Source organism: Pseudomonas syringae pv. tagetis, assembly GCF_022557255.1.
Classification (GTDB): domain Bacteria; phylum Pseudomonadota; class Gammaproteobacteria; order Pseudomonadales; family Pseudomonadaceae; genus Aquipseudomonas; species Aquipseudomonas caricapapayae.
Map to the genome: position 1 here is coordinate 3,524,563 of NZ_CP092923.1, position 26,260 is coordinate 3,550,822.

The window sequence follows — 26,260 nt, forward strand, 5'->3', positions numbered from 1 at the left end:
TGATATTTAGTCAGGGGATGGGAATTTTTTCACCGTCACCTCATGTGTGTGCCGAAATAACGATTTCTGTCACCGGCCCGACTAGCGATAACAGCTTTCTACATAATTCATCGCGGCCTGAATTGAAGCCACCGCGCGCAAGTCTTCATGCACGCCCAGCCAGACATCGACCTCCAGCGGTGCCGACAGCTCTACCCGGCACAGACGAGAGTTCGCACCTACCGCAAAACTTGGAAGCAAGGCAATACCCACACCGGTTTCCGCGGCGCGAATTTGCAGTTCTACTGTTTTGGCTTCCAGCACGAAGGGGCGTTCACCGACAATATTCCTAAGCCAACCGTTCTGACTGTCGCTCATCAGTTCATTGTCGTAGGCAATAAACTCATAGTGCTCCGGGTGCCGCTCCTCCAGATAAAAATGTGAGCAATAAAATGAAAATGAGGCGGTCCCGATACGTCGTGCGACGATGCCACTTTCAATCGGCCTGGAAAACCGTATGCACAAGTCAGACTGGCAACTGGATAACGACGAATACTGATGATCCCCCAACAAGCGCAGCACAATGCCAGGGTGCATGGCACGAAACGCCCCCAGTTGCGGCACCAGCTTCTCGACCGCCACCGACGGTGGTGCGCTGATGGTCACTTCCACACTTGACACCACCTGAGCCGCGATGGCGAGGCGGCCAACCGCCTGAGTCTGCGCCTCGATCTGGCGCCCGATAACCGCCAGACGCTGTCCTTCATCGGTCAGTTCATAAAGCCGCTTGCGCCGATCAACAAGCTTTACATTAAGGGATTTTTCCAACGAAGCGATTCGGCGCGAGACGGTCGCATGTTCCACACCCAGTACCCTCGCAGCGCCACTCAGCGACCTGATGGTGGAAAACATCACGAAGTACCGCAAGTCCTCCCAATCAAAACAGACCCTGGGCTTTTTAAACAGATTATTAACGTCAAGGGAAGCCGATCCATCCGATGGAGTCATTGTCATTAACGCTATATCCTTATACGGTTTATGCGAATAGGCGTATTGTAATGTTTCAGAACTGAGTGTTAGCAGACGTATACAAGGATAATGCTGACAACTTCCTCGGGCCCGAAGAACGGGCTCGTGCCGTTCGGTAGTCTAGGCGAAGTGCAAGCCGGGATTGCGGAGCGGGGTTCGGATGATTTGAGACGGGGGTGTCCGGAGTGAAGGCTTCGCTAGGGTGACTGCAGTGGTCTAATGATTCCGGACACTCATTTAGGCGAGAATATCGCCAGATAGAGGTGTCTGATGACCAAACAACGCCGTACCTTCTCTGCTGAATTCAAACGTGAGGCCGCAGGCCTCGTGCTCGATCAGGGCTATAGCCACATTGAGGCCTCCCGCTCACTAGGGGTGGTCGAGTCTGCGCTGCGTCGCTGGGTGAGCCAGCTCCAGCAGGAGCGCAATGGCGTAACGCCTCAGAGCAAAGCCCTGACGCCCGAGCAGCAGAAAATTCAGGAGCTGGAAGCGCGGATCGCTCGTCTTGAGCGGGAGAAATCCATTTTAAAAAAGGCTACCGCGCTCTTGATGTCGGAAGAACACGAGCGCTTGCGCTGATCGATCAGCTAGGTGCCCATGAGCCGATCGAATTGCTGTGCGAGGTGTTCGAGACACCTCGCTCGTGCTACTACGACCATTGCCAGCGGCGTCGGGCTCCAGACGCTGAGCGGGTTCGTTTACTCAGTCGAGTCAATGAGCTGTTCGGGCAAAGTCGAAGCGCTGCAGGCAGCCGCAGTATCGTTTCGATATTGCAGGAAGATGGCGAGCAAATTGGTCGGTTCAAGGTACGTGGCCTGATGCGGGAACTGGGATTAATCAGCAAGCAACCTGGCTCTCATGCTTATAAAAAAGCAACAGTGGAGAGGCCTGACATTCCGAACATTTTGAATCGGGAGTTCGATGTACCCGCGCCCAATCAGGTCTGGTGTGGCGACATCACCTACATCTGGGCGCAAGGAAAATGGCATTACCTGGCGGTGGTTATGGATCTTTATGCGCGTCGGGTGGTGGGCTGGGCGTTTTCAAACAAACCGGACACGGACTTGGTCATCAAGGCGCTGGACATGGCTTATGAGCAACGCGGCAAGCCTCAGGGCCTGCTGTTTCACTCAGATCAGGGCTCCCAATATGGGAGCCGACAGTTTCGCCAGCGGCTTTGGCGATACCGCATGCGCCAGAGCATGAGTCGCCGAGGTAATTGCTACGACAACTCGCCGATGGAGCGTGTATTCCGCAGCTTGAAAACCGAGTGGATACCCGCCGTGGGCTACATGACGGCCCAAGAGGCACAGCGGGATATCAGTCATTATCTGATGCATCGCTACAACTGGGTTCGGCCACACCAGTTCAATGATGGACTGGCACCCGCTCAGTACGAGAAAAACCTTAACGTCGTGTCCGGGATCAGTTGACCACTACAATCACCCGCCCGGACTGCTCCGGCTGGGCGCCGTCTTCCAGACCCAGTACCGGCACGACCAGACAGCCGTTTAAATGTTCGTGCCCGGTAGAGCGCAAAACACCTAAATCTTGCAGGTGCTGTCGCACCTGCCGACCGGCCTGGGTATGCCCGGCGGGCAAGCGGTACGTCAGGGTTTTATTGGCATAACCAAGTTGAAAATGCTCGATCAACTCGGGATGGTTCAGGCCGCGAGACGCCAGATAGGCCAGTGCTTCGGGGGACTGTTTGAAATTGGCGTGATAGAACTCAGCCACCGAACGCAGCAGCGCCGCGGCTTCAAGATCAGAAGAGCCCGCAGCTAAAGAAGGGAGGTGTCGAGCATGGCTGCGTGTCACACCGACTGATAGAGGTTTTTCTCGTCGGAGACTGACAGGCTGGGCGTGCTTTCGTCGTGAAACACGCAGCACATCACCCAATCCTTGCCGCGCTTTTTCGGATCATGGCCCTGCGACTGAATCAGCCGGACCAGTGACACCTCACGTTTGAGGCGTTCCAGTTCGGCTTCGGGGATGCGGGCCATCGGGTTTTCTCCAAAAATACGTCAACGCTCGTTTGAGGTTTTATTTTAATACCTTATACTGTGTCAAAGTCAAACCTTATCAGAGACAGGGCATACAGTTATGGAATCCGAAACGATCTGGTTCCTACCCATGCATTTCCCCACACGCCTGATCCAGCTACGCAAAGCTGCCGATCTCACCCAGCAAACTCTGGCTGACACCGCGTCAGTGCACGTCAATCAGATTCGGCGTTATGAGGCAGGGACGGCGCAACCAACCTTAGAAGCCCTAATTCGGCTTGCTCAGGCTCTGCACGTCAGTCTGGATGATTTGGTGTTCGCTGAAGGAGAACGCGGACCGTCCGACGATTTACGCCTGCGCTTCGAGGCCGTCAGCCATATGCCCGAAGCCGAGAAGTCGGTTATCAAGGCACTGCTCGATGGGATGATTCTCAAGTATCAGGCATCAAAAATCATGGGGACGGATAACAATAGGCTGCCCGGCGCATAACCGCGAAAACCAAGGACGGGTAGATATACGAAACTAAGGACTGCTCGAATATGGCTGACGTAATGCCGAAACTCACTGATGTAAAAAACCTGCAAGATCTTTCAAAAATCCTTGCTTGGCCAATGCTGGCAGTCGCTTATTTTTTAATAAGTGGCCCACAAATTTCGGTTGACGGCAGCATATGGTTCGGCATACCAGATCATCTCTCAGAAGCGGTCCAGACAAGACGATTCTTTCTTATTTTTGGGCTAAAAGCCATTTGGTCCGGCGGAATAGCACTTCTCACTTACAAACTAATTGCCGAACTACATTTTGAGCTGTACCTAAAGACAAATTTTCTGCTCTTTCCAGTTATCGCAGCTTTGTTGTTTGCCTATGCTCTGCTGAGCATATTTGGTCACGATCATTTCATTTGGCTACAGTACCTCAATAGCTTCTGGGCTTATGCCGCTATCGTCTGGGGATTCTTTCTGCTAGCTATGACAGAGCAACTGGTTGATCCGTTGAAAAAGGCTCGGGACAGGCGAAACAGCTAAGCAAGCGAAGCGATGGAGCAATGTATAACAAAAGCTATACACGTGATCCTATACAAATCAAATAGTTAGCTCTGTTTTGTATTACAAATGTATAACCACCAATCAGCACGAAAAATGGCTAACCCTTTGATCTACAAGGAAACACTTACCCCGGACGGGGTGCGTGTTGTGTATTGAGATTTTGCTCCTGTTAAGGAGCGAAAATTCATGTTGAAAAAGGGCGTATTGAGCAGGTAGACCGTAGGTCGTCAGGGTGGTAGACAGAAAGTAGACAAAAGGACTACTAAAAGGATACAGCTTGAGTACAAGAAGGCTACATAATGGGTGCAGATAGGTTGCAAAAACACCGGCGCAAGGCCGTTATCGAAAGTGTCAGATCAAGTTGGAGCTTTTCTACAGCTCAAAGCAACCAGCTCATCTTTTAACCATTGTTCATGCTCATGAACAACGTGTTCATAGTTCGATTCAGAGTGGTATTGATGCTGCGGCAAAGTCATCGCACCAGGAATCATTGACAGTGGAGCATCAACAGGCCAATCCCAGCTTGACCAAAACTCAGACAACTTTATCAACCCATAGAGCGGGTCCGAGTCCAGGGTTGCTAGTAATTCTTCCAATGCAACCGCTCGCCATATTCTCTTAGCTCGTTGCATTTCTGCATTTTGAAAATCGCTCATTTTTTTCAACTGTGGGCATAGCTCAGATAAAGGCAGATCACTATCGTTAGCTAAACTAACAATCACATCGAGCAAGGGATTATTCCCAGCAACCTTTTCAAGTTCAGCGTTTGCAAAGTCTTCCACACAAGACGTTGGCAATCTCCCCAAAAGGCTAGGAACACCACAGACGCCTTGAAGCAAAACGGCCCAATCGGTCAAGCCATATTTGGTAATTCGTTCAAAGACTGCTTGAATCATGGTTTCACCGGTATACCGTTAACAGTTCCATTTGGTACAAACATTCTATGTGTTACACCACCCAACTTCGGATCTACAATCCATTCAAACCTACCCGACACACCGTTGTAGCTACCTGATGCTTGGTAAAGCGACGAGCCGTTGTTGAGAGGAAATTTAGTCGCACTATTTGCATAGTTATCGACAATATTGGGAAAACCATGCGCAACCGAAGTCGATGGGAACTCTTGAGTGGCATAGGGACCATTGAGCCTCTCTGGCTCTGAGTACACAGGTATTGGTTTTCCATCAGCTCCAACAACTTGTTTATTCGGAAGTTGGTCTACTTTGTTTCCGCTACCTTGCCCCTTCGTACCATTGCCAATACGCGCTTCGACTAGAATATCATTCGATAGCGCTCCTCCCCCTTTTGCACCACTCGTCCCAAAATACCCGTCTGGCAGTTGACAAGGCCCGGTGTTATGCACCCACGTCTTCAGCTTACCGACATAAAACGTATGCCCTACATCGACCGTCAGGTTATACGTTTTACCCACTGGCAAGTAAAGCTCCAGTGACTCGACTTCGGATGACGTGTTCTCGCTGGCACCATCCGCCAAAGACTGCAGACGGTCGCCTGGTTTCAGATCGATGACCGGGACGAAGCCATGCTGGGCCGGCACGTAGAACGGGTGACCCGGCGTGACCAGCAGGGTTTCATCTTCAGCCTTGCCGTCTTCCTGTTTACCTTTGAGCTTAAGTCGATAAATAGGCTGATCGGTGCGGATATGTGTTGCCAGGATCGCAGCCGCAAACGGCTTGCCACCGCCCTCAGGTTTGCTCCATACGATGTCGCCAACTTTGAGCGTATCGATAGCACGCTCGCCGCCCGGTGTAGAAACCATCGTTCCGGCCGCGAAGCAGCAAGGACCATCCATCGCGAACTTGCGCCCTGCCCCGAGCTCCGCCAGCGTCTTCGCACGGTTGGCTGGCAAGAAGTTCAGCGCGAACTCAAGATCGCTTTTCGCCCTGATCGCAGCACTCGCGGCCGTGTTGCCCTGCATATCATAGATGGTCGCCATGGCCTCTTTGGTCTGGCTGGCCTCCACGCTATTCATGAACGAACCCCACGGGTTCTTGCTCAAGCCGATCAGACCATTGGCGGCCTGCTCGCTAACCCCGGCAGGATCACTCATAAGTGCCCATGCCGAACCGAAAGAATCTGACAACGCGCTGCCGCTACCTTGAGCAATCCCGGCCAAATTACCGGAAACAGCACTCAGGAAATCGGTGTTGACCGCTAGATTTTTACGGTAGAAATCAGCGTATTGATAGTTGGGATCGCCTGCGTAGGCACCCTGCATGTTCAGGTTGTTAATCGACGGATTTGCATACTCCGCAGTATGCGTATTGCGATAGTCGGTAATGAGCGCCACTGTTTCTGCCGGCGTATAGGATTTACTTCCGACAACCACAGGAACATCACCTACCGCCGCATAGCTATCCGCCAAAGGCGAAAGCGCGATCCCTAGATGCTTCAAGGTCAAGGCATCAGGGACGATGCCTTTCGCTGCGAGCGCGTTATTCCAATCGTTGTCGGTGTAGTAGGCCAGCGCTTGGGCCAGACGTTTCTCGGCTTCGGCGGGGCTGATATTGGCTTCCTGCGCCAGGCTTGAAGACTGCTTTTCCAACAGAGGTATTTCGTTCGGGTGCAACTGTCGGTTGTATTGGTCTGCCGTGGCGGAAACCCAGGCAGCTTTCTCAACATCTCCACCTGCCAATCCTGCCGCCGCCAAGCCGACGATCTGCGCAGCCGCCTGACGATACTCTGGGCTTGCTTTGAATACATTATTCAAAGCACCCGCCATTGCTTGACTGGCACCAGCGGCAACTGCGCCCGTTGTGAAGTCGCCGCCCGTTGCTGAAGAAATTGCGCCCCCCATCAAGGCATGCAAGGTTGTTCGGCCTATACCACCTTCAACCCACAAGGCCTTTCCTGTTACATCCCCGGCTTTAGTTGCTTCAAGGAGCTTCTGATCTGCAAAGCTTCCGACCTGATAAAACCCTATGGCCGCAGCTACGTTGCCTGCCTGACTGACCAATCCGTTAACAAGATTGCCACCCAAGCTACCGCCGTTAACTGCAGTATTGATAGCCCCCGAAGCCAGACCTTGCGCACCGGCATGAACCGCAAAGCCACCCACGCCTCCCCACGTGGATAGATCGAACCCTTTGGTCAGGTTGTTGAATGGCTTAGTACTACCGCCCAGTTGTGGATCAATGACACCCTCAGTGAATCCCGCGGTAAGGCCTGAGATGGCTGCGTTTTTTAAGCTATCGCTACTAAACGTATCTTTTAAGGCTGCACCCATATTTCCTTTATTGTTGATAGTGCTGACAACACCCTGAGCAGTTATCGACGTCAGGCTGGCGACAGCTGCTGCATTTGCAGCAGCGCCAACCGTTGCAGCCGTTGTTGCAGAGACGCCGGCTGCAGTTGCCGCTCCGCTAGCAGCAGAGCCTGCCGCAGCTCCCGCTGTGGCGAATGTGCCAGCCCCAGCCGTCAACACTGTAACGACGATAATGATCGCCAGCATTGCCCCCTGACCGAGGCTTGAATTGTTGTACTTGAAAGAATCATGTACCTCTTTGATCTGCCGCCAATCCACATCACCGCGCTGCTCAGCATCCTTGAGCCACGCCAGTTGCGGGTCGGCCTTGACCATTGCATCAATAGTCTGGCTAACGCTTTGCTGGTCGACTTGTTTGATGTCGATTTTCAAGCCGTCAACAGCGCGGATCGCTACTTCGCCTTTGGCCACCAGCTCACTCTGGCGCAGGGTTTCGTCAGTGTTGCCCTTACCTTTACTCGAATTCCAGGCAAGGTCGCTTTTGCTCTTCTCGTGACTCTCCTGATGCAGGTCCTTCACGCCCTCAAACGTAACCGCACCACCACTTTCAATGGTCAGGTCCTTGCCGCTCTCCAGCTTCGCGGCCTGATACTTCTGATCGCCTCCGCTCGACAGCAATAGGTCGCCACCGGTAGTAATTTCGCTACCGATGTTTTTCACATCAGTCACTTCGTCACGCTGAGTTTTCTTCGCGCCGAAGCTGCCCTTTTTCTTCATGTCGTACAGCGAGTAATCACTGTCCTGCGCAGCAAGGATGTCCAGGTTTTCACCCGCAACCAGATACGCCTCTTTCCCGGCGGTAATGCGGCTGGAGATCACGGCCAGATTCTGCCCAGCCTGCAAAGCCACACTGCCGCCCGCTTTCAGCTCCGCAGACACCTGGCTGACGTGATCTTCCTGTTCGGTTACCTTCTTGCTTTTGCCGTAGGAATGCTCCTCGTCAGCCGCCGAGGACAGGGTCAGGTTTTCCGTCGCGGCCATGGCGATGTCGCGCTTGGCGTCGATGCTGCTGGCGATGACGTTGATGCCGCGGCCTGCCTGGGCCGTCAGGTCGCGGCCGGCGCTGACCGTAGAGCTCAGTTGCGTGATGCTGGAGTTACTGGAGTTCGCACCGCGTGTCTGGCCGTCCTCGGCTTGCGCCGAGTCGATAGCGACGTCACGGCCCGCTGAGATGCTCAAATCACGTCCGGCCTGCAACACGCTGCCGGTGTTTTTCACGTCCCGCCCCGCTTGCAGGCTCATGTCATTGGCCGCTTCGATACGTGCCGCACTGTCAGCGAAGTCTTGACGCCAGGTCGCGTCGCCTGAGGCGCTTTGATGGCTGGTCACCGTGCGCTCGTTGATGACGTCGCCGCGCAGGGCGGTCAGTGTCACGTCACGACCACTGATGATGCCGCCCGCCTTATTGATCAGGTCGTTACCTGCCAGCAAGTCCAGACGGTTGCCAGCTTCTATCAGGCCGGAGTTGACCAGGTCATTTCCAGCGGCAGCCGACAGGTTGTTGGCCGCTCGCAAGGTGCCCACGTTGTCCAGGTTCTGGCCAGCAATCAGCGAGACATCGTTACCCGCAATCAACGCTCCGGTCGGGCCAAGACGATTGTCGGCCTGAGCCAGGTACAGCACTGGCACCAGCACTTTTTCGCCATTCACTTCGTGCTCTTCGAGCCAGACGATGTCGTGGGTCAGTGCTGCGACTTGCTGTGAACTCAGCGAGACGCCCACAGCCAGGTTCAACTGCTGTTTGCTGGCGATGGCGTTGTTCATCAGGTACTTGAACTGGGCCTCGTTGGAGGTCTGGCCGTCGATGAACGCCTGGCCGGTTCGGGCCACGACAGCCTGCTGCACAAGGCGCTGCTCATACAAACCATCGCCCAGACGCTTGGCGCTGACTTCCGGGTCGTAAGCCAGACCTGCGAGCAGATAATCCGAACTCATGAATTGCTTGAGCTCGGTGAGGACCGGGTTGGTTTCGATCAGGTATTTCTGCGGTTTGGAGACGAAACTGCTGCTTGGCAGCCCTTCTACCCTGGTAATCGTTTGCGCTGCCGCCGAAACGGCCGGCGTAATAGCGCTGGCCTGCGCGACTGTGGCGGGCTGAGTGCTGGCGGTTGAAGCAGGCGTGGTTGTGACAGGGTTTAGAACAGCAGCAGTGACAGGACTGACCAGAGCAGCCACAGAGCTGCGAACTGGTGCAATGACCGTTCCGCCTTGAGCACTTACAACCACTTGGGTGACTGCAGCAGTCGCGCCCGACTGGGCACCGGTCGTAGCCTGATTGAAAACGCTGACCAAGCTACCTTGCGTACCATTTACAACCTGGCCGGCTTTGTTGACTTGAATGCCCTGCACCAGTCCAGCGTTTTCAGCGGCCGAGTTACCGGAAGAGATTGCGGTGATAGCCGGAACACCCGATGTCGAGCCTGTGCTCTGGACAGGCAGCAACGCACCGCTGCCCTGATTGCCCGTCGCAATGCCGGTCACGCTGTCGACGCTGGTGACACCTGCGGCATCAGAGTTATGGCCTGGCAGCACTAGCCCACCAATAGGTGCGGCACCTGGAGCGCTGGTATCAAAAGCAGTTGCATTGGCGCTAACGCCTGCGCTTTGCCGTGTGACCGAAGCGAGCTGGCGGGTGGCGTTGGCTATCTGGCCAACCGAGCCGATCTGGATGGTGCTTGCCTGCGCATCAGAAACGGTTTGCTCGCGCTGCGCGACGGAGACCGCCGCGCTGCCCATTGTCCAGCTTTGCGGCAGGCCGACAGGTTGAGCGACAGTGGCTGCGGTGCCGGTCTGGCCACTCAGGCGGAACAGGCCGTTCTGGCCGGTCGGCAGGCTGAAGCCTGGCAGGCTTAAAGGATTGACTTGCTGCTGGGCCAGGTCTGGTGGCAATTGCTGATTGACGGTAATACGGGTAGAGAATTGACTGCCCGGAGCGTTGGTGTCAGTGCGCGAACCGCCGCTCACGTAGCTGTAGCCAGCGCGTACGACATTGTTGCCGATGTTGTTACTTGCGTTGACGTTGACCGCACCGCCGGCCTGGATAACGGCGGCATAGCTCTGATCGCCATTGGACAACTGGGTAACCTTGCGGAACTCAGGCATTTCGGTTTCGGTAGTGGCGATGAATTTAGCCATCGCCGCCTCAAGGCCGCCAATGTTGTTAGCGTCATAACCGCTGCTGGTAAACCAGTACTGCTCAGTGAAGTCGCGAGCGGCATTGGTCCAGGAACCGGCGTTGCTGGTACGAGCGCTGCGGAACGAACGCATTGTTTCGGTATCGCTGGCCTCTACGCCGGTGTTGTTCAGATTGTTCAGCGTAGCGGTGAGGTTGCCGCTGGTGACGATGGTGCTGCTCTGGTTGAACAGATCGCCGCCGTTTATGTTCAGATTACCGCCAGCGATAATGCCGGACGCTGCACTGGCAGCGGTCACTTCCAGTTTTTCACGCTGGGTGATGTCCCAGGTATGAGTTGCCTTGCCGCTGCAGTCGTTGTTGTAGAATTCCCGGTTGCACGCACCCTCTACAATCATGGCGGTGTAGATACCGCCGTTGCTGGTAGTCAAAATCGCTCGGATGTTCTGTATCGTGCTCGCCGCCAGGCTCATGCTGCCGTCGCTTTGAATCGACGCCGAACTGTTGACGATGCTGTCGGCCAGAGCGCCTTGCCCGTTACGGTCAACCGAAAGATTGCCCAGACTGTAGATATTGGCATAACTGTTGTTCAGCGAACCGACCCGCAGGCTCATGTTGTTGCCGCTGAAGACCAGCCCGCGATCATTGACCAGCGAGCCGGTGGTCACAGTCAGCGCTTGACCGCTGCCCAGCGTGCCCTGGTTGTTGATGCTCCCCGCATTGACGGTAAGGTTGGTCGCCGAGGTCAGGCGACCTATATTGCTCAACTGCCCCGCCACCGAAACCGAAGTGTCACCACCGCCAGCGATAGTCGAAGCGGCGTTAAGGTTCACTTGCGCAGCACTCAGCCCGAGCGTTCCGAGACTGCTGAGACGTCCATTGCCGCCGTATGTACCGCCAAGGTTGAAACTTAGCGAGCCGTCACTGGCGATCAGTCCATCGTTATTCCAATTTCCACCGTTACCGACAAGGCTGGTCGATGCTAGCAACTGGCCGCTAGCGGTTTGGCTGAGGTTATTGACGTTGACGGTGAGGCGCCCGGCCTGAATCACGCTGCTGTTAGTCCAGCTATCGGCACTCAGTGTCAATCCACCACGAGTGACAATGCTGCCGCCAGCATTGGTCAGGTTGGCTGTAGAAATATCAAACGTGCCATTACCCGTATGCAACAGCGACCCGCCACCATTCAGAAACCCACCAGCATTGAGAATCAGGTCGCTGTTGGCGCTCTCCAGCGTACCGTTGCGGTTGTCGAACAGGTTGCCGATTTGAAAGTTTGTCGCACCGCCACCGCCCAGCGCACGCAGTTGCCCGGTCTGGTTGTCCAGACTGGCAGCCGTGATGGCCAGGGTACTGTCACTTTCGATGATGCCCAGACGGTTGTTCAGTGCGCCGCTCAGGTTCAGTTCGACCTGGCCGCCCGCAATCTGGCCGTCGTTGTCGCCGCTGTTGTCGAAGTTGACACCGGTGACCCGCACCAGACCTTTGGCGTACAGCCCGCCGTTGCGGTTGTCGAAGCCGGGGGTAGTGATCAGCGCTTCACCAGCGCGCGCCGAGACTCGTCCGCCGTAGTTGTCGAAGCCGCCCAGCGCTGTCAGGTTGAGGCGCTGTGCCTGGATAACACCGCCCTGGCGATTGGTGTCGTAGCCGTTTTTCAGGACGCCGGTTACATTCGCTGTAAACGCCCCTTGCAGGCTGGACAGCACGCCGCCCTGGCTGTAGAGGTTGGCAGCGCTCAGGTTCAGGTCACCGCTCTGTGCGATGATCCGGCCGTTCTGGTTGTCGACGGAGCTGGCGGCATCAACGCGAAGAGCACCGACGCTCTGTACCGTGCCGCGCACGTTGGACAGGCTGGCTGCCTGTACTCGCGCATCGGCGTTCTGGCTGTAGATCAGGCCATCGGCGTCGTTGAGTACGCTGCCGCTTGCGACGACTGCCAGTGTATTGTTGGCCGCGACGGTGCCGCGGTTACGGTTGTCCAGTTGCCCCGATGTGTTGAGGGTCATCAGGCTCTGACTGATCAGTTGCCCGGCCTGGTTGTTGATCGCGGCACTACGCCGCAAAAGCAAGGTGCCACCACTGGCCAGCTTGCCGCTGGTGTTGGTCAGGCTTTCCAGCAGGTCCAGAGTCATTGCGCCCCTGCTGCTCAGGTTGCCGGCGCTGTTGTCGAGGCTGCTGCCTTCAAAGCTCAAATCCTGCTGAGCCGTCAGGTTGCCGGCCGCGTTGCTCAGGGCATTGGCTTTGACGACCAGCCCTGCGCCGCTGTCGATCAGACCGCTCTGGCTATTGTTCAGCAGGCCCGCTACGTTCAGGGTCTGGCCCGTGCCGCTGGACAGGATGCCGCCGCGGTTGTCGAGGCTGTCAGCGCTTACGTTCATGGCGTTCTGGCTGACCAGCGCGCCATTGCCACCGTTGAGCAGCTCGCCGGTCAGGTTCGCCACAAGGTTGCCACTGCGGCTGGACAATGTGCCGCTGTTGCGGTTGTCGAGACGGTTACCGGCGACGTTCAGGCCCTGCCAGCCGGAAATCATGCCATTCTGATTGAGCAAACCGGTAGCGCTGACCGTCAGCACATTACTGCTGATCAGTTTGCCGCTGGTGTTATCGAGCGTGCGGCCGCTTAGGGTAAAGCTCTGTGCACTGGAGACTTCGCCAGACTGGTTGTTCAGGTCACGCAGGCGGCTGAGGCTCAGCGAACCATCAGCGGTAATCAAGCCACTACGGTTGTCGAGGTCGTTGCCCGCCATGTCGATGGACAGCCCGGCATCACTCATCAGGCGTCCGCCATTGAGCGACAGGGCGTTGAGAACCAGGGTCATGTCGCGTGCTGCCGACACTTCGCCGCCGTTGCCGGCATCCAGGCTGCCCGCCGTCAGGTTCAGGGTGCCGGCGCTGTTGATCAGCCCTTTTACCGTGTTGTTGATCGATGCTGAGTCGAGGATCAGGCTGGTGCCGCCCAGCACCTGACCGTTCTGGTTGTCGAGGCTGGCCGCGCCCACCTTGAGCGCCTGGGTTGCATTGATCAGGCCGTTGTCACGGTTGGTCAGCAGCCCGGTGACCGTCAGGCCCAGGTTGTTGCGGCTGGTCAGTGTACCGCTCGTGTTATCGAGGGTGTTGACGACAGCGTCGACGCCAGCGGCGGCGATCATGCCTTTTACGTTGTTCAGTGCTCGGGCGATGCGCAGGGTCAGCACCTGATTGCTGAGCAATTTGCCGCCGTTGTTATTGAGTTGTTGAGCGTTGACAGTGAACGCCTGGGCGCTGGAGATTTCGCCGTTCTGGTTCAGAACTTCATTGACGTTGTTCAGCACCAGTGCGCCTGGCGCGTTGATCAAACCGCCCTGATTGTCCAGCTGGCCATTGTTCAGGTCCAGGCTCAAGGACGTATTGCTGAACAACCTGCCGCCCTGCTGACTGAGACGGCTGACGCTGGCGGTCAGTGCCTGGCTGCTGCCGATGCTGCCACCGCTGCTGTTGTTCAATTGCGCGCTGGTCAGTTCCAGTCGATCGCTGCTGCTGACGCGACCGTTCTGGCTGTTGTCGAAATCACCGGTTCTCAGGGTCAGCAAACCTTTACCGCTGATGTTGCCGAGCTGACGGTTATCGAGGCTGGCGCTTTTGAGGTCGAGCGCACCATCGGTCACCAGCTTGCCGCCCTGATTGCCGATTGCACCGGCGCTGTCGAGGGTCAGTGTTCCAGCACTGGAAACACTGCCTGCGGTGTTGGTCAGGCTGCCGGCCTTCACTGTCAGGATGTCTTCACCGCTGATCAGGCCCTGGCTGTTATCGAGCGCTGCCGACAGGTCGATACCCAGCGCCTTGAGGGCGCTCAGTGCGCCGCCGGTGTTGTCCAGCGTGCTGCCGGTCAGCGTCAGGCCCGCCTGGCTGGAAAGCAAACCGTTAGCACGGTTAGTGGTCTGTGCGATGTTCAGATTCAATGCTTTCTGCGCCAGAACCCGCCCTTTATCACTGTTGTTCAGTTGCTGGCCGGTCAGGGTCATCATGTCCTGGCTGGACAGTTCACCGCCGCGGTTGTCGATGCTGGTGACACTGATAGCAAGGGCTCTGGTCGCGCCGATGAAACCGTTCTGACGGTTATCCAGCGCCTCGCCGCGCAAGGTCAATGTGCCCTGGGCAAGCATCTGGCCGTTCTGCTGTTGAAGGTTGCCGATCCGCGCGTCTAGGTTTTGCTTGCTCGCCAGTTGTCCGAGGCGATTGTCTGCCGTTGCAGCGCTCAGATTCACATTGCCGTCGCCGATCAGCGTGCCCTTGGCGTTGGTCAGGGCGGTGTTTACCGTCACGTCCAGGTCTGCGCGGCTGCTGATCATGCCTTCGGTGTTATCCAGGCTGTCGCTGTTAATGCTCAGCGCAGCGCCGGAAATATTACCTTTGAGGTTGCTCAGGGCCTTGTTCACCACCAGCGTCAGGGCCTGACTGCTGAGCAGTTTGCCACCGCTGTTATCGAGGCTGCCGGCGTTCATGCTGAACGCCTGTGCGCTGGAGATTTCGCCGTTCTGGTTGGCGACGCCGTCGAGATTCTTCAGCAGCAATACGCCAGGAGCGTTGATCAAACCGCCCTGATTATTCAACTGGCCGTTGTTGAGGTCCAGGCTCAGCGACGTGTTGCTGAACAATTCGCCCGCCTGCTGATCGAGGCGGGTGACGCTGGCGGTCAAGGCCAGCGCACTGGCAATGCGCCCGGCGTTCTGGTTGATCACCTTGCCTGCGGTCAATTGCAGCGTGTCGCTGCTGGTCAGGCGACCACCCTGACTGTTGTCAAACGTACCGGTGGTGACCTGCGTAGCGCCCTTGCCAGACAGTTTGCCGGCCTGGCTGTTGTCCAGACTTGCGCTGCTCAGCGTCAGCGCCGCATCAGTCGTAATTACACCCGCCTGGTTGCTCAACGCGCCAGTGGTGGTGACTTTCAAGGCATCGGCACTGGACAGGCTGCCGGCAGCGTTTTGCAGGGACGCCGCGCTGACGGTCATGGCCGACTCACTGCTGAGCAGGCCGCCGCTGTTATCGAGTTCATCGGACAGACTGATGTTCAGGTCCTGCTGGCTGGCCAGCGTACCGCCTGCGTTCTCCAGCCGCGCACCGTCGAGACGCAGGGTGTTACCAAACAGCAAGCCCTTGTTGAGGTTGATCACCCGCGTCACGGTCAGGCCCAGCGCTGTACCTGCCAGGACCTTGCCGCCATCACTGTTGTCGAGCGTCTTGGCGATGATGTCCACGCCGATCTGGCTGGACAGTTCACCGGCCTTGTTGTCGATGTCATCCACATCGATTTTCAGCGCTTTTGTGGAACCCACCAGGCCACCCGACCGGTTGTCGAGGGTTTTGCCGGTCAGGGTCAGCGTGCCCTGCGCAACCAGCTCGCCGCCCTGTTGGGTCAGACTGGCGACGTTGGCAACCATGTCAGCCTGACTGGCGATACGACCGTTGCCGTTGAGAACGCTGTCGACCTGCAACTGCATCAGGCCAGCGGCGTTGAGCAGACCGTTCTGGTTGTCCAGACGCGTGCCAACCAGCTCAAGGCCGGCGTTGCTGTTGATCAGACCTTTTGAGGCAGTGCTCAGGCCGGTCTGGCTATTGTCGAGTGCATCGACGAACAGTTGCAGGCCTTTCTCGGCGCGAATCGCACCGCCGCGGTTGTCCAGGCTGGCACTGCGTATCATCAACAGGTTCTGCGCGGTAACACGGCCGCCACGGTTATCCAGCGCCTGGCTGGTCAGGTTCATCGGGCCTTTGGCTTGCAGGCTGCCACTGGCGCGATTGTCCAGTGCGCCGGTCAGCGTGAGGTCCAGTTGACCATCCGTGACCAGTGCACCGGCTTGCCGGTTGTCCAGACTCGCCGCACTAATGTCGGCACCCTTCCCTGCGCCCAATGTCCCTGCCTGATTGTCGATGGCATCGGTAATCGCCAGCTTCAGAAACCGGTCGGCCATGACCTGGCCGTTGGCATTGCCCAGGCTCAGCGCGTTGAGGGTGGTGTTACCGGCGCTGGTCAGCTCGCCGTTCTGGTTCGATAGTTTGCCGGCGATAGTCAGCAGCAGATCAGCATCGCTACTCACGCTGCCACTGTCGTTGTTCAGCTCGCCAGCGGCCAGATCGATTCCATTGGCGGAAACCAGGCCACGCAGGTTGGTCAACAGCTGGTCGACACGCACGACCAGCGCTTTATCGCCAAGCACCGAACCGCCGGTGTTGTCCAGCGAAGCTGCGGCCAGAGTAAAGCCGTTGGCGCTGGAGATTTCGCCGTTGCGGTTGCTGACTGCATTAAGATTTTTCAGCAGCAACTGACCCGGTGCGGTAATCAGACCGCTGTCGTTGTTCAGCGCGCCGTTGCTCAAATCGAGACTGACATCGCTGTTGCTATACAGTCGGCCGTCGTTGGTCTGATTCAGGCCGGTGACCACGGCAGTCAGCGCCATGGCGCTGGCGATACGACCGGCATCACTGTTGTTCACCAGCGTTGCATCGAGCTGGAGGGTTGCGGTACTGGTCAGGCGACCGCCTTGCTGGTTGTCAAAGGTGCCTGTGACGAGTTTTACCCCCTTGCCGGCAATACGACCTTTCTGGCTGTTGTCGAGACTGCCACTGGTGAGCACCATCGTTGAATCGCCGAGAATCTGCCCGCCGCGGTTCACAACCGGGCCATCGACCGTCAGAGACGAGGCGCCGGCGCTGGTGACGCTACCGGCAGTATTGCCCAGAGAAGCGGTACTCAGCACCAGCGTGCCACCGCTGCGCAATGTTCCTTGATCGTTGTTGAGGACGCCCGTGACTTTCAGACCCAGACTGTTTTTGGCGTAGATGCTGCCACTGCCGGTGTTGATCAGTTGCCCGACGTTCAACTGCACACTCTGCTGTCCGGAGACGGCACCTGCGCTCTGGTTGTCCAGGCTGTCGGCGTTGAGCAGCAACGCACCATTGGCCAGTAAACGGCCCTTGCCACTGTTATCGAACTGGCCGACGGTTGCGGTCAGCTCTCCAAGGCTGGAGAGTTCCGCGTTGCGGTTGTCCAGCGTCGCAGCATTCAGTTGGATACCTTTAGCGGAAATCAGACCGCGAAGGTTGGTCAGCAACTGGTCGATGCTTACGATCAAGGCTTTGTCGCTGATGACCGAACCATCGGTGTTATCCAGCGAAGTGGCCACCAGCGAGAAACCGTTGGCACTGGAAATTTCGCCGTCCTGGTTGTTGACCGCAGCAAGGTTTTTCAGCAGCAACTGCCCCGGCGCATTGATCAAACCGCCTTGGTTGGTCAGCACGCCGTTACTCAGGTCCAGGCTGACATCGCTGTTGCTGTACAGTTTGCCATCGTTGGTCTGATTCAGGCCGGTGACCACTGCGGTCAGGGCCATGGCGCTGGCGATACGACCGGCTTCACTGTTGTTGACCAGCCCGGCGTTCAGCTGGAGTGCGCGGGTACTGGTCAGGCGGCCGTCTTGATGGTTGTCGAAAGCGCCAGTGGTGAGCGCCACACCATTGCCGGCAATGCGACCGCTCTGGCTGTTATCGAGACTGCCGCTGGAAAGCGTCAGGCTGGCATCGCTGATGATCTGCCCGCCTTGGTTGACGACCGCTGCATCGGCTTTCAGCGTGGCAACACCGGCACTGGTGACCCGGCCGCCAGTGTTGGCAAGGGAAGCCGCGTTCAACTCAAGCGCGCCATCGCTGCGCAGCACGCCCTGATTGTTGTTCAACGCGCCGGTCAGCGTCAGTCCCAGCCTGCTTTTCGCGTAAACACTGCCAGCGCCCGTATTGCTCAACTGGCCCAGGTTCAGCTGTACGTCCTGCTGCCCGGAAACCACGCCGTTCTGGTTGTTCAGCGTGCTGGCTGTCAGCAGCAGTGCGCCGTTGGCCATCAGGCGGCCTTTGCTGCTGTTATCGAACTCGCCGAGGTTGGCACTCAGGGTACCAAGGCTGGACAGCTCGGCATTACGGTTGTCCAGCGTTGCAGCGTTCAGATTGACGCCATTGGCGGAAATCTTGCCGCGCAGGTTGGTCAGCAGTTGATTGATACGTACTACAAGGGCCTTGTCGCCAAGCAATGAACCCTCGGTGTTGTCCAGCGAAGTGGCCGCCAGTGTGAAGTCGTTGGTACTGGAAATCTCACCTCGCTGGTTGTTGACGACGTTCAGGTTTTTCAGCAGTAACTGACCCGGCGCGTTGATCAGGCCGCCCTGGTTGTTCAGTACGCCATTGCTCAGGTCCAGGCTGACATCGCTGTTGCTGTACAGACGCCCGTCGTTGGACTGGTCGAGGCCGGTGACCACGGCGGTCAGGGCCATGGCGCTGGCAATACGACCGGCATCGCTGTTGTTGACCAGCCCGGCATTCAGCTGGAGTGCGCCGGTACTGGTGAGGCGGCCGTCCTTATGGTTATCGAACGCCCCGGTAGTGAGTACCAGACCATTGCTGGCGATTCGCCCGCTCTGGCTGTTGTCGAGGCTGGCGCTGTCGAGCGTCAGTTGTGCATCGCCGAGTATTTGCCCGCTCTGGTTGACGACGCCGTCCTTGATACTGATCGACGCAACCCCGGCGCTGCTGACAGTGCCCGCGCTGTTTGCCAGCGAGGCAGCACTTGCAGTCAGCGAACCGTCGCTGCGCAGTACGCCCTGATCATTGTTCAATGCCCCGCTAAGGGTCAGACCAAGACCGTCTTTGGCATAGACGCTGCCGCCGGTGGTATTGGTCAGCTGCCCAAGGTTCAGTTGTACGCCCTGCTGCCCGGAAACGATCCCGTTCAGGTTATTCAAGCCATCCGCAGTTAGCAGTAGCGCGCCGTTGGCCAGCAGGCGGCCTTTTTCGCGGTTGTCGAACTGGCCGATGCTGGCCGTGAGGCCGCCAAGGCTGGACAGTTCGCCAAGACGGTTGTCCAGCGTTGCGGCGCTTGCGTTGACGCCATTGGCGGAAATCTGCCCGCGCAGGTTGTTCAGCAACTGATTGATGCGCACGATCAGCGCTTTGTCACTGATTAGCGAGCCGTCGGTGTTGTCCAGCGACGTGGCTGCCAGCGTGAAACCGTTGGCGCTGGAGATTTTGCCGCGCTGGTTGTCGACAACGTTCAGGTTTTTCAGCAGCAACTGACCGGGAGCGGTTATTTGCCCGCTCTGGTTGTTCAGCAGACCATTGCTCATGTCCAGGCTGACATCGCCGTTGCTGTACAGACGCCCGTCGTTGGCCTGATTGAGGCCAGTCACCACGGCGGTCAATGCCATGGCGCTGGCAATACGCCCGGCGGCGCTGTTGTCGACCTGCCCCGCCGTCAGGCGCATGGCCCCGGTGCTGGACAGATTGCCGCTTTGTTGGTTATTGAACGCGCCGGTATTCAGTACAACACCGTTACCGGCGATACGACCGCTGCGGCTGTTGTCCAGGCTGCCACTGTTGAGGGTCAGTTGCGCATCACTGACGATCTGCCCGCCCTGGTTGACGACCGCACCGTTGACATTGAGCACGCCTGTTCCGGCGCTGGTCACGCTGCCATTGGTATTGGCCAGACCGGCTGCGTTAAGGTCCATAGCGCCATCACTGCGCACCACGCCCTGATCATTCACCAGCACGCCGCCCAGCGTCACGGTCAAGGCATCTTTGGCATAAAGGCTGCCATTGCCCGAGTTGTTCAGTTGCCCCAGATTCAGTTGCACGCCCTGTTGCCCGGAAACGACCCCGTTCAGGTTATTCAAGCCGTCCGCAGTCAACAGCAGCGCACCGTTGGCCAGCAATCGGCCTTTCTCACGGTTGTCGAACTGGCCAACGTTGGCAGTCAGCGTGCCGAGACTGGAAGTTTCGCCACTGCGGTTGTTCAGTGAGCTGGCTGTCAGATCAAGACCGGTCGCAGAAACCAGACCGCGCAGGTTGGTCAGCAATTGGTTGATACGCACGACGAGCGCCTTGTCGCTGAGTATCGACCCATCGGTGTTGTCCAGCGACGTGGCTGCCAGCGTGAAGCCATTGGCGGTGGAGATCTTGCCGCTCCGGTTGTTGACTGTACTGACGTTTTTCAGCAGCAACTGGCCCGGCGCATTGATCAAACCACTCTGGTTGTTCAGCAGACCATTGTTCATGTCCAGGCTGACATCGCTGTTGCTGTACAGACGCCCGTCGTTGGTCTGATTGAGGCCAGTCACTACGGCGGTCAATGCCATGGCGCTGGCGATACGACCGGCTTCACTGTTGTTGACCTGCCCGGCAGTCAGTTGGAGTGCGCCGGTGCTGGTCAGGCGGCCATCCAGATGGTTGTCGAAGGCACCCGTGGTGAGCATCAGGCCATTACCGGCTATTCGCCCGCTCTGACTGTTATCAAGGCTGGCGCTGCTCAGCGTCAGGCCAGCGTCGCTGAGGATCTGCCCGCCCCGGTTGACCACCGAACCGCTCGCCCTGACTGACGCCGTGCCGCCGCTGGTCACGCTGCCGGCGATGTTGCTCAGAGACGCCGCACGTACATCCAGTGTGCCATCGCTGCGTAGCACGCCCTGGTCGTTGTTCAACGCGCCATCAAGGGCCAGATTCAGATTGTTTTTGCCGTAAACGCTGCCGTTGCCGGTATTGGTCAGTTGCCCCGGATTCAATTGCACGCCCTGCTGCCCTGCCACCGAACCGCTCTGGTTATTCAAGTGGTCGGACGTGAGCTGCAACGCGCCGTTGGCCAGCAGGCGGCCTTTTTCGCTGTTGTTGAACTGCCCCACCGTCGAGGTCAGGCTGCCAAGACTGGAGATTTCCGCGCTGCGGTTGTCCACGCCTGCCGCGTTGAGCAGCAGATCGCCATTGGCGCTGACAAGCCCCAACTGGTTGAGCAACTGCCCGGAAATGCGGGCGGATAAACCACTGCTGCTGGACAGTTTGCCTTGCTGGCTGTTGTCCAGAGACCCGGCGGTGATGGTCAGGTTGCCGTTACTGCTGATCAGCCCACTCTGGCTGTTGAGTAACTGAGAAGCGTTGATATCGACAGTGCCAGCCTGGCTCAGAATTCGGCCGGACTGACGATTGTCGACCGAGCCCGCCACGATGCGTGTGCCGGACTGCCCGTTCAGTGTGGCACCCTGGTTGTTCAGGGTCTGGGTAATGGTGGCCTGCAAGGCGCGACTGGCGGTGATGCTGCCGCTGTTGTTCAGCCCGTTGGCAGACAGCGTTACATCGCCTGAACCGTTGCGGCTGTTGTCTGCATTGATGCCGGCCTCGATCACTGCCGAGTTGTTGAGTTGCCCGCCTGCGGAAAGGCTCAGCGCATCGCGTGCGGCGACGTTCTGCCGAGTGATGAGATCACCTGCCGTGGTCATGCCCAAAGAAGACCCTGCATAGACAGGCCCGTTAACCTCGGCACTGTTGGCCTTGACCACCACGGCACCGCTGGCAGCGGTTTGCGTCACGCTCAAATGACCGTTGGCATCGATCTGGATATCACCGCCACTGGCCGCCATATTTCCGGCAAGCCTGACCCCGACGCCTGCCTCGGTGCCCACCAGGCGGATTGCGCCCGCATACATCCCGCCCAGCGCCGAGCTGTCGACGGCGAGTTCCGGTTTGGCACTGCCGTCGTCAGGCAGTGCGGTGGGATTAAGGGTCTGCGCGTCGACATCGTTGCGACCGGCAATGATGTTGAGGCGCTTGGCGTGCAGCTCGGCATTTATCTTCGCGCTGCGCGTGATGATGTCGAACTGGTCGACGTTTTCCGCGTTCAGCCCCACGCCGTCGATGGATATGCTGCCGCCCTGCACATTGAAACGCTGCAACTGCCCACTGGCATCCAGCACCGGTTTGCCGGTGGTCAGTGTGACCTGCGGGGTATTGATGAAACCGCAGCCGTTGCAACTGATGCCGTACGGGTTGGCGACGATGACCCGCGCCGCTTGCCCGGCCACTTCCGTATAGCCCTTGAGCTGACTGGCGTTGGCTCCGACCACTTCGTTGAGGATAGTGCTGGCCGCCGTGCCGCGCAGGTTGGCGTTGCCGACGATGATCCCGCCCAGTTGGGTGCTCTGGGTCTGGTTGGTGGAGTTGTTGAGGATAACGCCCTGGCTGTCGACGTTGAACTGCTGATACTGATTGTGTGACAGGCCACTGGCATTGGGCGCGGCGATGTTGACGATAGGCACGCCATTGCCGGCCTGGTTCAGGCTGGTATTCGTGCCACTGACCACGATGCCTTCGGCTTGAACCAGCAATGGCTGCCAGAACAGGGCATTGGCCAGGACCAGCGCTAGGCCACGCTTTGGCATTCCCCAAAAGGACGGACGCTCGATCAGTGCAGCGGAGGGCTGACGTGCAAGCAGGGCCAGTTGGTGGACGTCCATGTAGGTGACCTCGGAAGGAAAAATTTGAAAGCGGCGTTGTTAAAGAAAGACGTCCATACGGAAATAGATCGGTGCTTCACGCTCGATCACATCGGGACGTTCCAGGGAATGCGCAAAGGTCACTGAAGCCGCGACGTGCCGGCCTCGGGTAAACAGTTCGAACGAGTTGCTGGACAAGCGCCCATGCTGGTCACCGTTATAACGGTCGTTGCGAATCACACCCTGGTCGTAACCGGCGGCCGCGCCATACTCGGCGAACACCGGGCGCAACCAGTCCAGCGTCACCGGACGGGTCAGACGCATTTCATTGCGCCAGTAGCCACCGCTGTCACCGGACAAAAATTCATCCTTGTAACCACGCACCGACGACGATCCGCCCAGGCTGGTGCGTTGCGAGCTGAACAGCACATCCTCGCTGCGCTGCCCGGTGGCAAGACTGGTGAAGCTCAGGTTTTCGCCCCACAGCTGAAAGGGATGCAGGTAGCTGAGGGTGCCGGTGTATTTGCGATAACGTGCATCCGCCTCACCCGGGCGAGGATCGTGGTTGCCTTGCGCGTCCAGAGCACCGCTGCCTTGCTGCATGCCCAGATCGATGTTGACGAACGCCGAACCGACCCGCCGCCCGTGGTTGATGCCGAACTGCGCCTCAGTGAGGCGATTGCTACTGACCGCCAGCTTGCTGTCTTCGACATAATTGTTGGTGCGCAGCCAGGACAGACCGGCATTGAGCGAGGTCTTGCTCAGCGCGTCGCGATACACCACCCGCTCGACCTTGAACTGGTGGTTCTGGCTGTCGCCGTCCTGCTTGAAGTTAATGTTCGAAGCCTGCGCCACCGAGCGATATTCGCTGGTGTTGTACAAGTAGCTGAACGTCCACCAGCCCCACGGCAGACTGTAGGCAAGCGAAGCGTTGCGCGAGGCTTTCTGCCGGTCGCTGATAGCATCGTGGCCGCCGCGCAAGCTGAACTGATCGGCCAGCCCCAACGGGTTGTCCCACTCAAGCCCGGCATTCCACTGCTGCTCACCGGTGCTGCGCTGGCCCTCATTGGTACGCGACAGGTTGGCACGCCACGGCTTTTGCGGAGTGTTCTTGACGACCACATCGCTGCCACCCACGACCTGGCCGGGGGTCAGTTCCATTTGCGCCTGATTGGACGGCAGACGATTGAGCTGATCGACCATCTGCTCGATTTCACGCAGGTTGACCATCTGGCCTTCCCTGCCGGGAAAAGTCATGGCCAGCTCACGTGTCGACAGGCCGCTGGCAGCATCGCCGCGCAGGTGCTCCAGCTTGCCCTCGATGACCAGCACTTGCAGGTCGCCGGTGGACAGGTCCTGTTGTGGCAGATAGGCCCGAGTCGTCACCAGGCCTTTTTCGAGGTAGTGATCGGTGATGACTTTCAGCAGCTCGTTGAGCTGCGCAACACCAAGACACTTGCCTTGATACGGCGCGGTCAGCGCGTCACGCTCGACGGACGACAGCGAGTCGGCACCCTTGAGTTCGATACGATTGATGGTGAAGCAGCGGGTATCGGCAGGCGCGCTGGGGGCGACGGGTGCCGTTTGTTTGCCCGGCAGGTCTTTGAGCTCTTCAAGGCGACGGCGCTGCTCTTCAAGCAGGCGATCCTGACGGTCGCGGATAAGGTCTTGTTCACCGGGTGAACTGGCGGGGACAGTGGCTGCGAGCGAAGTAGCTGGCGCGATGGCGAGCAGTAGCAGCAAAGCCAGTCTGGGAACATGGGGATACACGGTGCGTCCTTGCAGTAGCATATTGATATCAAAAGGCGGGCAATACTAGATCGCCATCAATATGGCGTCAAATTTTTGTATCGACCATGTATCCGTTTTGTTGAACTTTTTAACATTCAAATTGAGCAGCATTGATCATCGACCCTGAGTTCGAGATCCGATGCTCAATATTGATCGGAGGCAGCGTACCTGCGCGATGTAGCATTAAGGTCATAATTAAATATAGGCAGGTGCACTAACCGCGATAGTGTCTGAAGCGGACTCGTGCCGGGGCTGAAGATGTACCAGGAAAATGACGGTGATCGTGGGCGACTGAGCGAAAGCATTGGCTGAGCCAACCCCTCTTTACCTCAGGAGAAGTGCGGCTTTCCTTTGTGCACTGCATCGAGTCCTTGCAGCCCCGTATCTGTTTGAAAGCGGGTCATCGGTTCAAAAAGCCTCCCGTGACATGCGCGGGAGGCTTCTCGAATCACGGTTGCCCGGACAACTTCATGATCATCCGCGACAGCAGATAGATTCGCGGTGCCACGCTGTCCACTTCGGCATACTCTTCGGGCGTATGGATATTGCCACCGACAATCCCGAAGCCATCCAGCGTTGGTGTACCCACGCTGGCAGACAGGCTTGAATCAGCCGCACCCCCGCTCCCCTCAATGGTCAGCTTACGGCCCAGTTCGCCGTAGATGCCTTGCGCCGTCGCGACCAATGCATCGGACTGCGCGGTTTGCGGCATCGGCGGCAGGCCACGGACCAGACTGGTCTTGACCTCCGTGTCAGGCACCAGCTTGTTGGCCGATACCCTGGCCAGGTCCTGTTCGACCCGATCAAACTCCTCCGGCACGGCTGCACGCACGTCGGCCTTGGCGCTGGCCTGATCAGGAATCACATTGGTGCGATCCCCCGCTTTGAGCACCGTGAAGTTGATGGTGGTTTTTTTCTCCTCGTCACCCAGCTTGCCGAGTTGCAGGATCTGATGTGCAACCTCGGTGGCAGCATTGCGTCCCAGTTCCGGCGCAACGCCCGCGTGCGATGCCTTGCCCTTGACGTCGACCAGTGCAGTTGCAGACCCCTTGCGCCACACCACCAGGCCATCGGCCGGACGACCGGGCTCCAGGTTCAGCGTGACATCGTGCTCTTTCGCGGTCTTCTTGATCAGCTCGGTAGCGACACCTGAACCGGTTTCTTCACTGGCGTCGAGCAATACCGTGATCTGCGCGTAGTCGGTGAATTTCAGGTTGTGCAACACCTTCAATGCGTAGATGGCGGCCACGATGCCGCCCTTGTCATCCATGACGCCCGGGCCGTAGGCACGCCCCTCCTTGATATGAAACGGACGCTCGGCCGCAGAACCTTCCTTGAACACGGTGTCCATGTGCGCCATCAGCAGAATCTTTGCCTTGCCGGTGCCTTTAAGGGTGGCAACCACGTGATTGCTGGCCTCTGGAGTATTGGGAACGAGCTCGATGGTTGCACCGAGCTGCTTGAGTTCCTCAATCGCGATGTCACTGACTTTGGTCAGACCCGGTACATACCCGGAACCTGAATCGATGTTCACCAGACGCTCCAGCAGTTTCAAGGCGTCGTCCTTGTAGTGCTCGGCATCGGCCTGGATCGCCTTGTGCGGTTCGGCCAGGGCCGCTGGTGCCAGAGCTGTCAACGCCAGCGCCAAGGCAAGTTGAGCGGCCAGTGGCGAGCGGGAGAATGAGCGCATGTTGTTCCGTCCTTGTGTTCG

The 26,260-nt window shown here is 57.9% G+C and carries 10 protein-coding genes; 3 read left to right on the forward strand and 7 right to left on the reverse strand.

Annotated features, from left to right (window positions below):
- Positions 1–81 precede the first annotated feature (81 nt).
- Positions 82–993: a LysR family transcriptional regulator gene (locus MME58_RS15660; protein ID WP_082427624.1), complete on the reverse strand. Its 912-nt coding sequence runs from the start codon at positions 991–993 to the stop codon at positions 82–84.
- Positions 994–1,278: 285 nt separating this feature from the next.
- Between MME58_RS15660 and MME58_RS15665 the strand changes: the two genes are divergently transcribed.
- A protein-coding gene (locus MME58_RS15665) for an IS3 family transposase (protein ID WP_103715205.1) occupies positions 1,279–2,441 on the forward strand; the annotation gives its coding sequence in 2 pieces (ribosomal slippage) (positions 1,279–1,534 and positions 1,534–2,441; 1,164 coding nt in all).
- On the opposite strand, the gene MME58_RS15670 is transcribed toward MME58_RS15665, so the two are convergent.
- Positions 2,434–2,745, reverse strand: a complete 312-nt coding sequence (locus MME58_RS15670; RefSeq protein ID WP_055005144.1) for a hypothetical protein — start codon at positions 2,743–2,745, stop codon at positions 2,434–2,436. The two genes, MME58_RS15665 and MME58_RS15670, sit on opposite strands and share 8 nt — an antisense overlap.
- A gap of 77 nt (positions 2,746–2,822) precedes the next feature.
- Positions 2,823–3,011 (reverse strand): CHC2 zinc finger domain-containing protein, encoded by a 189-nt coding sequence (locus tag MME58_RS15675; protein ID WP_055005145.1) that lies wholly within the window; start codon positions 3,009–3,011, stop codon positions 2,823–2,825.
- A gap of 100 nt (positions 3,012–3,111) precedes the next feature.
- Here MME58_RS15675 and MME58_RS15680 point away from each other — a divergent pair, with 100 nt between their 5' ends.
- Complete coding sequence (locus MME58_RS15680; RefSeq protein WP_199727392.1) at positions 3,112–3,501, forward strand: helix-turn-helix domain-containing protein; 390 nt, start codon at positions 3,112–3,114, stop codon at positions 3,499–3,501.
- 50 nt (positions 3,502–3,551) lie between these two features.
- Positions 3,552–4,037 (forward strand): hypothetical protein, encoded by a 486-nt coding sequence (locus MME58_RS15685; protein WP_054985475.1) that lies wholly within the window; start codon positions 3,552–3,554, stop codon positions 4,035–4,037.
- A gap of 377 nt (positions 4,038–4,414) precedes the next feature.
- Here the strand turns inward: MME58_RS15685 and MME58_RS15690 are convergent, their stop codons facing one another.
- The 4 genes from MME58_RS15690 to MME58_RS15705 form a co-directional block, all read right to left on the reverse strand.
- Positions 4,415–4,954: a DUF2247 family protein gene (locus MME58_RS15690; RefSeq protein WP_054985476.1), complete on the reverse strand. Its 540-nt coding sequence runs from the start codon at positions 4,952–4,954 to the stop codon at positions 4,415–4,417.
- A complete protein-coding gene (locus MME58_RS15695) occupies positions 4,951–22,779 on the reverse strand; it encodes a two-partner secretion domain-containing protein (protein WP_082427141.1) in 17,829 nt (5,942 codons plus the stop codon). The genes MME58_RS15690 and MME58_RS15695 overlap by 4 nt, the downstream gene beginning before the upstream one ends.
- A gap of 39 nt (positions 22,780–22,818) precedes the next feature.
- Positions 22,819–24,528 carry a ShlB/FhaC/HecB family hemolysin secretion/activation protein gene (locus tag MME58_RS15700; protein ID WP_054985489.1) on the reverse strand — a complete coding sequence of 570 codons (1,710 nt, stop codon included), beginning with the start codon at positions 24,526–24,528 and terminating at the stop codon, positions 22,819–22,821.
- Positions 24,529–24,997: 469 nt separating this feature from the next.
- A complete protein-coding gene (locus tag MME58_RS15705; RefSeq protein ID WP_054985477.1) occupies positions 24,998–26,239 on the reverse strand; it encodes a M20/M25/M40 family metallo-hydrolase in 1,242 nt (413 codons plus the stop codon).
- Positions 26,240–26,260: the final 21 nt, after the last annotated feature.